Annotated in this window: 14 protein-coding genes and 1 riboswitch; of the genes, 9 read left to right on the forward strand and 5 right to left on the reverse strand. The window is 68.2% G+C overall.

Features of this window, described 5'->3' with window-relative positions:
- Nucleotides 1–15 precede the first annotated feature (15 nt).
- A complete protein-coding gene (locus J0J01_RS24800; protein WP_296385630.1) occupies nt 16–753 on the reverse strand; it encodes an FkbM family methyltransferase in 738 nt (245 codons plus the stop codon).
- Between the two features lie 33 nt (nt 754–786).
- Nucleotides 787–1563, reverse strand: a complete 777-nt coding sequence (gene gloB, locus J0J01_RS24805) for a hydroxyacylglutathione hydrolase (RefSeq protein WP_296385632.1) — start codon at nt 1561–1563, stop codon at nt 787–789.
- Nucleotides 1564–1598: 35 nt separating this feature from the next.
- Here gloB and J0J01_RS24810 point away from each other — a divergent pair, with 35 nt between their 5' ends.
- From J0J01_RS24810 to J0J01_RS24830, 5 genes are read left to right on the forward strand one after another with little or no spacing between them, the layout of a single operon-like run.
- A complete protein-coding gene (locus J0J01_RS24810; RefSeq protein ID WP_296385634.1) occupies nt 1599–2387 on the forward strand; it encodes a methyltransferase domain-containing protein in 789 nt (262 codons plus the stop codon).
- A 12-nt stretch (nt 2388–2399) separates the two neighbouring features.
- Nucleotides 2400–3332, forward strand: coding sequence for a DUF1932 domain-containing protein (locus tag J0J01_RS24815; RefSeq protein WP_296385635.1), 933 nt, complete (start codon nt 2400–2402; stop codon nt 3330–3332).
- Nucleotides 3322–3825 (forward strand): YbaK/EbsC family protein, encoded by a 504-nt coding sequence (locus tag J0J01_RS24820; RefSeq protein ID WP_296385637.1) that lies wholly within the window; start codon nt 3322–3324, stop codon nt 3823–3825. Before J0J01_RS24815 ends, J0J01_RS24820 begins: the two co-directional genes overlap by 11 nt.
- 12 nt (nt 3826–3837) lie before the next feature.
- Complete coding sequence (gene lepB, locus J0J01_RS24825; RefSeq protein ID WP_296385639.1) at nt 3838–4560, forward strand: signal peptidase I; 723 nt, start codon at nt 3838–3840, stop codon at nt 4558–4560.
- Nucleotides 4560–5000 carry a GNAT family N-acetyltransferase gene (locus J0J01_RS24830; RefSeq protein WP_296385640.1) on the forward strand — a complete coding sequence of 147 codons (441 nt, stop codon included), beginning with the start codon at nt 4560–4562 and terminating at the stop codon, nt 4998–5000. Before lepB ends, J0J01_RS24830 begins: the two co-directional genes overlap by 1 nt.
- A gap of 52 nt (nt 5001–5052) precedes the next feature.
- On the opposite strand, the gene metW is transcribed toward J0J01_RS24830, so the two are convergent.
- Both metW and J0J01_RS24840 read right to left on the reverse strand, forming a co-directional pair.
- Nucleotides 5053–5661: a methionine biosynthesis protein MetW gene (metW, locus tag J0J01_RS24835; RefSeq protein ID WP_296385642.1), complete on the reverse strand. Its 609-nt coding sequence runs from the start codon at nt 5659–5661 to the stop codon at nt 5053–5055.
- Nucleotides 5658–6818 (reverse strand): homoserine O-acetyltransferase, encoded by a 1161-nt coding sequence (locus J0J01_RS24840; protein WP_296385783.1) that lies wholly within the window; start codon nt 6816–6818, stop codon nt 5658–5660. Before J0J01_RS24840 ends, metW begins: the two co-directional genes overlap by 4 nt.
- Nucleotides 6819–6879: 61 nt before the next feature.
- A riboswitch (SAM riboswitch) is annotated at nt 6880–6954 on the reverse strand.
- Between the two features lie 97 nt (nt 6955–7051).
- Here J0J01_RS24840 and J0J01_RS24845 point away from each other — a divergent pair.
- From J0J01_RS24845 to J0J01_RS24860, 4 genes are read left to right on the forward strand one after another with little or no spacing between them, the layout of a single operon-like run.
- Entirely contained in the window at nt 7052–7897 is an 846-nt protein-coding gene (locus J0J01_RS24845; RefSeq protein WP_296385644.1) for a chorismate mutase, read from the forward strand.
- 24 nt (nt 7898–7921) lie between these two features.
- Complete coding sequence (gene hisC, locus J0J01_RS24850; RefSeq protein ID WP_296385646.1) at nt 7922–9013, forward strand: histidinol-phosphate transaminase; 1092 nt, start codon at nt 7922–7924, stop codon at nt 9011–9013.
- Entirely contained in the window at nt 9014–9898 is an 885-nt protein-coding gene (locus J0J01_RS24855; protein ID WP_296385648.1) for a prephenate/arogenate dehydrogenase family protein, read from the forward strand.
- 38 nt (nt 9899–9936) lie between these two features.
- Nucleotides 9937–10524: a gamma-glutamylcyclotransferase gene (locus J0J01_RS24860; protein WP_296385649.1), complete on the forward strand. Its 588-nt coding sequence runs from the start codon at nt 9937–9939 to the stop codon at nt 10522–10524.
- A gap of 14 nt (nt 10525–10538) precedes the next feature.
- On the opposite strand, the gene J0J01_RS24865 is transcribed toward J0J01_RS24860, so the two are convergent.
- A complete protein-coding gene (locus J0J01_RS24865; protein WP_296385651.1) occupies nt 10539–11156 on the reverse strand; it encodes a TetR/AcrR family transcriptional regulator in 618 nt (205 codons plus the stop codon).
- Nucleotides 11157–11253 lie beyond the last annotated feature (97 nt).

Here is an 11253-nt window from a genome sequence, read left to right on the forward strand (position 1 = left end):
CGCTCTCCCGTAGCCTTAGACCGCGGCGCGGCGGACCATCAGGCAATCCGCTTCGATCAACGACAGATCGTCGTTGCTGTTCACCGGGAAGAAGCCACTGACCGAGAAGCCCTTGGCCTCGTAGGTGGCGAGCGCCTCGGCGTAGCGCGGCATGCCGGTGTAGATCGGCATGAGGGAGAGTTCCGAGAGCAGGACATGCACTTTGTCGAGCGACCGCTCGCCGCCGGCGAAGACCTCGAGGTCGAAGCCCTGGGTGTCCATCTTGAGGAAGATCCGGGCGCCGGCCGGCACATGCTGGGCGACGAAGGCGTCCAGGGTCGAGACCTCGACCTCCTCCTGGCCGACCACCTTCTGATCGTGGAAGCGCCCCGCGCCGAAGTCGTTGGGCGCCAGCATCGAATTGAAGCTGGAGAATTCCGACAGGTTCATGGTCAGCCGGCCGGGCTGCCGGCCGAGCGCCAGGTGGTGGCAATGCCAGCCGGCGTCGCCGCTCGCTTTCTGCTGCAAGAGGCCGAAGGTCTGCCGGACCGGCTCGAAGGAATGGATCGTGCCGGTGAAGCCGAGCTCGCGCACCTGGCCGGCGAACTGGCCCTCGTTGGCCCCGACATCGAGCACGGTGTCGATGCGATAGGCGCGCAGCACCTGCTCGAGCTGGTGACGCAGCGTCGTGGTGTTGCCGGCGCTGATGATGTCCAGCTTCAGCCGTTGGCGCATCTGGCGCCGCAAGGCCTCGATCAATCTCGTTGCCGCCATCGTCCTCCCCCAACGATACGGCGTCTTCCGCGGCTAGCGGAACACGTCCTTCCGATGCCTTACCTCGGCGAAGACCTTCACCGGGTCCTGGCCCAGCATGCCGACCGCCTTCTGGACCGACGGCTTGTCGGCGCGCAGGAACGGGTTGGTCCGCTTCTCCTCGCCCAGCAGGCTGGGCACCGTCGCCTCGTTGCGGGCGCGCGCGGCGTCGATCGACTCGCGGCGTGCCATCAGTTGCTGGTTGTCGGTCTCGATCGTCACCGCGAAGCGGGCGTTCGACTGCGTGTACTCATGGGCGCAATAGACCCGCATGTCGTCGGGCAGCCCGCGCAGGCGCTCGAGCGAGTGCCAGAACTGCTGCGGCGTACCCTCGAACATCTTGCCGCACCCCAGGGCGAAGATGGTGTCGCCGCAGAACAGCGCGCGCTGCTCCTTGAAAGCATAGGCGATATGTCCGGAGGTATGGCCGGGAATGAAAAAAACTTCGGCTTCGGCCTCGCCGAAGCGGTAGCGATCGCCGTCCTCGACGGTGACGTCGATGCCTGGGATGCGGGCCTTGTCGCGGGCGAAACCGACGATGGTGCAGCCGGTCGCCTCCTTGATCTCGCGGTTGCCGCCCACATGATCCCCATGATGATGGGTGTTGAGGATGTGCGTGATCTTCCAGCGCCGCTTCTCGGCCTCGGCCAGGACGGGCCCCGCCACGGCTGGATCGATCACGCCGACGGAACCACTCTGCGGCTCGCGCATTAGCCAGACGTAGTTGTCGCTGAGGACCGGGATTCGAACGATTTCGAGGCTGGTGCTCATTGGTCGATGCCTTTTCCGGGTGCTAGACTGCCAATATGTGGACAGACGTCCTCGATCTCAACGAATTCTATGGCAGCACCCTGGGCCAGATGACGGTTCGGTTGCTGCGGGCCCGCCTGCGCGAGGTGTGGCCCAACGTGCGTGGCGAGACCGTCCTGGGCCTGGGCTATGCCGCCCCCTTCCTGCGGCCGTTCATGGAAGAGGCCCAGCGGACGATGGCGTTCATGCCGGCCCAGCAGGGCGTGCTGCGCTGGCCGCGCGAGGGCCGCAGCCACACCGCTTTGGTCGACGAGCTCGACCTGCCGCTGCCCGACCGCTCGGTCGACCGCGTGCTGCTGGTCCATGCCATCGAATGCACCGAGCAGGTACGGCCGTTCCTGCGCGAGATCTGGCGGGTGATGGCCGACGGCGGCAAGCTGATCACGGTCGCGCCGACCCGCGCCGGCCTGTGGGCCCAGCTCGACCGCTCGCCGTTCTACCAGGGCCATCCCTATTCGCCGGGCCAGGTGGCCGCGCTGCTGCGCGCCAACATGTTCGCGCCGATGCGCCAGGCGCGCGCGCTGTTCATGCCGCCGACCCATTCGCGGCTGGCGCTGCGCATGGCGCCGACCGTCGAGCGCTTCGGCCAGCGCTGGCTCGGCCGCTTCGCCGGCGTCAGCGTCATCGAATCGGGCAAGCAGCTCTATGCCGGCATCGCCGAGCGCCATACCCAGCCCGAGCTGGCGGTGGTGCGGCCCAAGCTGCGCATCGCCCATTCGCGCGACACGGCTCGGCTCCCTGGGGCGGCACGAAACAGCAAGGATGGCGAAGCGCCCGCCTCCTGATAGTTTCCGCCGATGAGCATCGATCCAAAGGTCATCGCCCTGCTCGGCTTCGGCGAGGCAGGCTCCGCCATCGCGCGGGGTCTCGCCGCTGAAGGCGGCTGGCGCGGGCCCTCCAAGCCCGGCGACAACGCCCCACGCCGCGTGATCGCCATCGACACCGCGCTCGACAAGGACGCCCGCGGCACGGCGCTGGGCAAGGAAGCGCGCCGGCTCGATGTCGCGATTGCCGACCGCTACACCGACGCGCTCTCCGACGCCGACCTGGTGATCTGCGCCGTCCAGGGCGAGCATGCGCTCTCCGCCGCGACTGCCGCGGCGCCGCTGCTCAAGACGGGCGCGCACTATCTCGACCTCTGCACCGTGACCGGCAAGATGTCGGACGAGGACCGCGGCGCCATCGAGGCCGGCGGCGGCCGCTACATCGACATCGCGGTGATGGGCGGCTTCTTCAAGTCGGGCATCAAGGCGCCGATGCTGGTTGCGGGTGACGGCGTCGAGCCGGTGGTCGCCTGGATGAACGCCCACGGCTTCGACGCCAAGGTGCTGGGCGTGCGGCCCGGCAGCGCCTCGTCGGTCAAGATGCTGCGCTCGGTGATCATGAAGGGCATCGAGGCGCTGGCCGTCGAATCCTTCGTCGCCGCCGAGCGCCAGGGCATCCTGAAAGAGGTCATGGGCTGCCTGGGCGACGTCGATGCCACGACCTTCTCGGGCTCGCTCGCCATGCTGGCGCAGACCCACATCGTGCATGCCGAGCGGCGCTGGGAAGAAATGGGCCTGGTGGCGCAGACCCTGCGCGATACCGGCGTCGATCCGCTGATGACGGAGGCGATCGAGAAGAGCCACCGCCGCACCGTGGACGCGCACATCGCACCGGCCGACGGCAAGGTGCCGCCGCTCGACGAGGCGCTGAAGATCCTCTCCGAGAAGGTCGTCCGTGGACGTTGATTCGGTGACGGGGGACGTGTTCGACCGGCTGGTCGCGCTGCTGACGGACGCCAGGGCGAAGTTCAGGGTCATCGAGCACGCGGCCGAGGGCCGCTCGGAGAAGATCAGCGCGATCCGCGGCAACCGGCCGGAGCAGGCGGCCAAGGCGATGGTGCTCGACGTGCGCGGCGGCGGGGGCGGCCGGCGCAGCGTGCTCGCCATCCTGCCGGGCAACCGCAAGCTCGACTTCAATGCCGTCGCTACCCTGTTCGAGGCGCGCAAGTGCGGCTTCGCAAGCCCTGGATCGGCGCAGGCCCTCACCGGTTGTGCGATGGGCGCGGTGCCTCCGTTTTCCCTCAATCCCGAGCTAAACATCGTGGTCGACGAGGATCTGCTCGCCAATGCCACGCTGTTCTTCAATGCCGGCCGGCTCGACCGCTCGATGGAGCTCGACACCCAGGACTGGCTCGCCGTCGCCCGGCCGCGTGTGGCGAAGATCGCCTCGGACTCCTGAGGAGGCATTGCCATGAAGAACTGGGCCCGCGAGCTCCGATCCGTCGCGGTGGCGCTCGGCTGCGTGCTGCTGGTGCGCACGGTGGTGGCCGAGCCGTACAGCGTGCCGTCGGGCTCGATGGTGCCGACCCTGCTGGTCGGCGACGAATTGATCGGCGCCAAGTTCGCCTACGGCTACGGCAAGTATTCCTCGCCGATCGGCCTGCTGCCCGACTTTACCGGGCGGCTGTTCGACCGGCCGCCGGAGCGCGGCGACGTCGTGGTGTTCCGCCTGCCGCGCGATCCGTCGCAGACCTACGTCAAGCGCCTGATCGGCCTGCCCGGCGACCGCATCCAGATGAAACAGGGCCGGCTCTATATCAACGACGCGCTGGTGCCGCGGCGCAAGGTCGGCGCCTACGGCGACGATTCGCTCTATGTCGAGACGCTGCCGATATCGGGTGGGGGCGGGCATGAGCACGAGATCGTCGAGATCTCCGACAGCGAGCGGCAGGATGACACGCCGGTCTTCACCGTGCCGGCCGGCCACTACTTCATGATGGGCGACAACCGCGACAACTCGCTCGACAGCCGAGTCGCGGCCGAGCGCGGCGGCGTCGGCTTCGTGCCGGAGGAGAACCTGGTGGCGCGCGCCGACCGGCTGCTGCTGTCGCGCGACACCTCGGTCGGCTGGCTCGACGTCGCCGAATGGCCGCACGCCTTCCGGCTGGCCCGCTTCCTCGGCCGCATCGAGTGATGACGGACTGGCGTTTCGGCACGGCCGGCGAGGCCGACTTCGAACCGCTGCTCGCGATCCGCATCGACGTGATGCGCGAGCATCTCGAGCGGGTGTTCCGCTACAAGCCCTCGCGCGCGCGGCGCATCTTCCGCGAGCACTTCGCCGAGCCCGGCCTGCGCACCATCCTGGTCGACGGCGCGCTCGCGGGCTGCGTCGGCTTCCGCATCGGCACCGACGAGATCAAGCTCGATTCTTTCTATCTCCACCGCCGCTTCCACAACTCCGGCCTCGGCACGACCATCCTCAAGGTCCTGTTCGCCGAAGCCGATGCCGTCTGCCTGCCGATCCGCCTCGGGGTGCTCAACGGCAGCAAGGCCGACCGATTTTACCTGCGCCACGGTTTCGTGAAGCTCAGCGAGGACGCGATCGAAGGCCAGTACGAGCGGCCGGCGCCCTGATAGCGCGCGCGCCTCGGCAGATTTCATTGTCAGCGGCGATCGAGGCCTGCGTTCAGTCCCGGCGCAGCATGAACACCGCCTGCTCGCCGAACAGGTTGGCGAGCAAGGGCGGCATGTGGATGCGGCGGCTGTTGCGGTTCAGCACCACGGCGCGCTCGACGCGCACGCCCATGTCGCGGCACAGCGCGCGGAAGTCGTCGATGCTGCAGAGATGGATGTTGGGCGTGTCGTACCACTTGAAGGGCAGCGATGGCGTCTCGGGCATGCGGCCGCCGAACACCAGTCGCAGCCGCACCTGCCAGTGCGCGAAGTTGGGGAACGATACGATCGCCCGCTTGCCGACCCGCAGCATCTGCTTCAGCACCGCGCGCGGCTCGCGCGTCGCCTGCAGGGTCTGGCTCAGGATCACGTAGTCGAAGGCATCGTCGGGGTAGTCGCCGAGGTCGGTGTCGGCGTCGCCCTGGATCACCGACAGGCCGTTGGCGACGCAGGCATTCACGCCGGCCTGGCTGAGCTCCATGCCGCGCGCATCGACGCGCTTGAAGTTCACCAGATAGGCGAGCAGCGAGCCATCGCCGCAGCCGACATCGAGCGCGCGGCCGCCCGGCTCGACCATGTCGGCGATCAGCTGCAGGTCGACGCGGATCGGGTTGGCGCTCACTTGAGGCCCCCTGTCAGTCCTCTGGCATGGGCAGCGCCCTGCAGGAAGCCCGAGAGCGTGCGGAACATCTCCGGCTCGTCGAGCAGGAAGGCGTCGTGGCCCTTGTCGGTCTCGACCTCGACGAACGAGACGTTGGCGGCGGCGGCGTTCAGCGCATGCACGATCTCGCGGCTCTCGCGCGTCGGGAACAGCCAGTCCGACGTGAACGACACCAGGCAGAAGCGCGTCGGCGAACCCTTGAAGGCATTGGCCAGCACGCCGCCATGGGCGCGCGCCAGATCGAAGTAGTCCATGGCGCGAGTGATGTAGAGGTAGCTGTTGGCGTCGAAGCGGTCGACGAAGGTCGAGCCCTGGTGGCGCAGGTAGCTCTCCACCTGGAAGTCGGCGTCGAAGCCGAAGCCGAGGGCGTCGCGGTTCTGCAGCGACCGGCCGAACTTGCGCTGCAGCGCCTGCTCGGAAAGGTAGGTGATGTGCGCGGTCATGCGCGCCACGGCCAGGCCGCGCGACGGGTTGGTGCCGTGCAGGCGGTAGTCGCCGCCCTTCCAGTCGGGGTCGGCCATGATCGCCTGCCGGCCGACCTCGTGAAACGCGATGTTCTGCGCCGAATGATGTTCGGCGCAGGCGATCGGCACGGCGGAGAAGACGCGGCGCGGATAGGTCGCCGCCCATTCCAGCACCTGCATGCCGCCCATCGAGCCGCCGATCACGCAGAACAGGTCGGGAATGCCGAGATGGTCGAGCAGGGCCGCCTGGGCCCGCACCATGTCGCCGATCGTCACCACCGGGAAGCGCAGATTCCACGGCTGGTTGCTGTCGGGATCCCGGGCCGACGGGCCGGTCGTGCCCATGCAGTGGCCGAGCACGTTGATGCAGATGATGAAGTAGCGTGCCGGGTCAAGCACCTTGCCCGGGCCGACCAGGCTGTCCCACCAGCCCTCCTTGCCGGTCACCGGATGGCTCTCGCCGACGAACTGGTCGCAGGTCAGCGGGTGGCAGATCAGCACCGCGTTCGACTTGTCCGCATCGAGCTGGCCGTAGGTCTGGTACGCCACGCGATAGGGGCCGAGCTCGACGCCGCAATCGAGGCGCAGCGGCCGGTCGACACCCAGGACCGCGTGGCGGCACTGGGCGAGCGCCTTGCGTTCGGCTTCGGTCAGGTCCTCGAGCACGCTCACGCTTCGCTCCAACGAAAAGCCCCCGACTGGCAGGACGGGGGCTTTTTCGAGCACTCCGACCTTTTAGCGGGATTTACGTGGCCGCAAGCCGGTCGGCTCAAATTCCACGGAGCGTTATGCTCGGCTGCTTCTATACGGGCGCTACGGGGCGAGCGCAAGCGTCGCGCTGGTTTGCCTTTACGCACCGCCACCCGGCGTAGTATCCGCGACGCTCCATGGATGCCCCCAGACTGAATGCGTTGCGGCAGGAAATCGACTCGATCGATGGCGACCTGCATGGCCTGATCCGCCGCCGCGCCGCGCTGGTCGGCGAGATCACCGCATCCAAGCCGGCCGGCGGCCTGGCGCTCAGGCCCGGCCGCGAAGCGCAGATCATGCGCACGCGGCTGGCGACGCACGACGGCGGCTTTCCCGCCGCCGCGGTCTATCGCATGTGGCGCGAGATGATGAGCGCCTTCTCGCTGATGCAGACGCCCAACCTCAAGGTCGCGGTCTGCCGCCCGGCCGACCAGCCGGGCTACTGGGATCTGGCGCGCGATCACTTCGGCTGCCAGGTGCCGATGGTCGGCTACGAATCGCCGGCCCAGGTATTGGCCGAGGTGCGCGCCCAGCCGACCACCCTCGGCGTGGTGCCGGCGCCGATCGAGGCCGATTCGGCACCGTGGTGGCCGCTGCTCGCCGGCCGCGATCCGACCCTGCCCAACGTGGTGGCACGCCTGCCGTTCCTGGTGATGCCCAATGCGCGCGCCCGCGGCATCACCGCCCTGGTGCTGGCCCGCATCGAGCCCGAGGACAGCGGCGACGACCGCGCGCTGGTCTCGCTCGAATCCGAGCAGGGCTTCAGTCGCGACCGCCTTTCCGCCGCCCTGGCCAAGGCCGGGCTGCCGCCCTACGCCTCGGCTATGGACCAGGTGGTGGCCGGCGTGCATCACTACCTGTTCGAGCTGCCGGGCGTGATCGTCGATGCCGATCCGCGCCTGCGCGCGCTCGAGCAAACCCTGGCGCTGCAGCGTGGCACGGTCGCCACGATCGGCGCCTATGCCGTGCCCGCACGGCCCTGACCAGGCGTTCAAACGGAGAGTGTCATGAGCGCGCTCACCCCGCGTCCCGGCATCATGAAGATTTCGCCCTACGTGCCGGGCAAGGATTCGGTCGACGGCAAGGAGCCGATCGCCAAGCTGTCGTCCAACGAGGGCGCGCTGGGCCCCTCGCCCAAGGCGATGGCCGCCTACGCCAAGGCGGCGGCCGAGCTGCACCGCTATCCCGACGGCGCGACCGAGAAGCTGCGCCAGGCGATCGGCCGACACTACGGCCTCGATGCCAATCGCATCATCTGCGGCTCGGGCTCCGATGAGCTTCTGAACCTGCTGGTGCGTGCCTACTGCGGTCCGGGCGACGAGCTGCTGTACAGCCAGTACGGCTTCCTGATGTATCCGATCAACGCGCTCGGCGTCGGGGCGACGCCGGTCGCCGCGCCGGAGAAGGATTACCGCGCCGACGTCGATGCGATGCTGGCCAAGGTCACCGACAAGACCCGCGTGGTCTGCCTTGCCAACCCCAACAATCCGACCGGCTCCTACGTCACCAAGGACGACGTGCGCCGCCTGCAGGCGGGCCTGCCGAAGACCGTGCTGCTGGTGATCGACGCGGCCTACGCCGAATACGTCAGCAGGAACGACTACGAATCGGGCGTCGAGCTGGTCGACCAGGCCGAGAACGTGGTGATGACCCGCACCTTCTCGAAGATCTACGGCATGGGCGGCCTGCGGCTCGGCTGGATGTATGCCTCGGCCACTGTCACCGACGTGATCAGCCGCCTGCGCCAGCCGTTCAACGTCAACCTCGCGGCGCAGATCGCCGGCATCGCGGCGCTCGAGGACATCGCCCATACCGATGCCAGCCGCACCAACAACGACATCTGGCTGCCGTGGCTTTCCGCCGAGACGGCCAAGCTCGACCTGAAGCCGCTGCCCAGCGTCGGCAACTTCCTCACCGTCGGCTTCGGCTCGAAGGAGCGCGCCGCGGCCGCCAACGACTGGCTGATGAACGACGGCCTGATCCCGCGCATGATCGCGGGCTACGGCCTGCCCGAGCATCTGCGCATCACCATCGGCACCGAGGCCGAGGTCAAGGCAGTGCAGGCCTCGCTCGCCCGCTTCGTCGCCCAGGCCCAGTGAATGACTGAGCCGATGTTCGACAAGATCGCGCTGATCGGCATCGGCCTGATCGGCGGCTCGATCGCGCTCGAGGCGCGCAAACGCGGCCTCGCCAAGACCATCGTCGCTGCGACCCGCAGCCCCGAGACCGCGCAGAAGGCCAACGAGCTGAAGCTCGCCGATCACTGCGGCATCGATCTCGCGGCGGCGGCCAGGGACGCCGACCTGGTGATCGTGTGCACGCCGGTCGGCGCCTGCGGCGCCGCGGCCCAGGCGATCGCACCGGCGCTCAAGCCGGGCTGCATCGTCTCCGATGTCGGCTCGGTGAAGCAGACGGTCATCGCCGACATGGCGCCGCACATCCCGGAGGGCGTGCATTTCGTGCCGGCCCATCCGGTCGCCGGCACCGAGAATTCCGGCCCCGAAGCCGCGCTGCTCGACCTGTTCGAGGGCCGCTGGTGTATCCTGACACCGCTGCCCGGCGTCGATCCCGCCGCGGCCGACAAGCTCGAGGCCTTCTGGAAGGCGCTGGGCAGCGAGGTCAACCGGCTCGATCCCGCGAACCACGACCGCATCCTCGCCATCACCTCGCACCTGCCGCACCTGATCGCCTACAGCATCGTCGGCACCGCCGACGATCTCGGCGGCCATCTCAACAGCGAGGTACTGAAGTACGCCGCCGGCGGCTTCCGCGACTTCACCCGCATCGCGGCGTCCGATCCGACGATGTGGCGCGACGTCTTCATGAACAACAAGGAAGCCGTCCTCGAGGTGCTGCAGCGCTTCCAGGAAGACCTGTTCTACCTGCAGCGCGCGATCCGCTGGGGCGAAGGCGACAAGCTGTTCGAGCTGTTCAACCGCACCCGCGAGATCCGCCGCGCGCTGATCCATCTCCACCAGGCGTGATACTCGTCGCCCCGAACGAAGCCGACGGGCCTTCTCATATGGCCGGCACGAAAAAGAGGTCTCTCCACTCCGCCGCGCGGCGCGCGGCTTCGGTCGAGACGACGGGGCGTCCTCTCTGGGTCTTTGCCTACGGCTCGCTGATGTGGAATCCGGGCTTTGCCGTACGCGAGACGCAGGCGGCGCGGCTGCACGGCTTCCACCGCGCCTTCTGCATCTACTCCGAGCACTATCGCGGCACGCCGCAGAAGCCCGGCCTGATCCTGGGATTGCTGGCCGGCGGCTCATGTCGCGGCCTCGCGCATCGCCTGCCGAGCAGGAACTACGAGCAGGTGCGCCGCTATCTGTGGCAGCGCGAGATCGAGAATGACGGCGTCTATGTCGAGGAGGTGCGGCCGCTGCATCTCGCCGACGGCCGCACCGTGCCGGCGCTGGTCTATCTCGCCGACCGGGCGCACCGGCAGTTCGCCGGCAAGCTGCCGCTCGCCAAGGCGCTCAGGCTCGTGCGCCAGGGCACGGGCGCGACCGGAACGAACATGGAGTATGTCCGCAACACGCTCGCGCATCTGCGCGAGCTCGGGTTGCGGGACAGGAAGCTCGAGGAGCTGGCCCGGCGGGCCGGCGCCTAGGCTTACGGGACGGCCTACTTGCCGTTGAAGATCGCCTTGACGATGAAGCTCCACTCCTCGCGCGCCTGATCGACGGTGAGGCCGAGCCGCTCGCGCATCACGATCCAGCCTTCCGGCGTCAGCGACATGGCGAGCGCGTTGAGCTTGCGCTCGCGCTCCTCGCCCGAAAGACCGGTCAGCTCCTGGCCGAACACTTCGGCGAGCTCCTCGCGGTTGACGGTGTAGAGCTGGCTGACCTGCTCGCCCGCCTCCGAGGAGCGGCGCTGCAGGGTCTCGACGAAGGTCCACATCGGCAGCAGCTTCTCGAAGCGGCCGGCACGCTGGCCGATCGCCGCCGAGATGCGGTCGTCGAGCTGCGCGGACGACGGCGTCGTCTCCGCTCCGCCACGCAGGCCGGTCAGCACCCGGCCAAGCACCGCGACATAGAGCTCCGCGGTATCGGCGAAGTGCTGGAAGACGGTTCGTGCCGACACGCCGGCAAGCTTGGCAATGTCGCGCACGATCGGCGCAACCTCGCCTTCCATGGCGAGCGTCAGGGTTGAAGAGACGATCGCCTCTCGCGTGCGAGCGACGCGGTCGCCTCGACCGGCCTGTTGCACCTGCGGCTGCATGGTCGACAGTTCGACATCCATATGGCTGATCCTCGAGCGACTGTGCGCAATTCGATACGTGGATTTTGGCCTGTCCCTCCCCCGAAAAAAAGAAGAAACCGTGGCCTGCGCCGCATAT

The organism is Reyranella sp. (genome assembly GCF_017305915.1).
In the GTDB taxonomy this organism is placed as follows: domain Bacteria; phylum Pseudomonadota; class Alphaproteobacteria; order Reyranellales; family Reyranellaceae; genus Reyranella.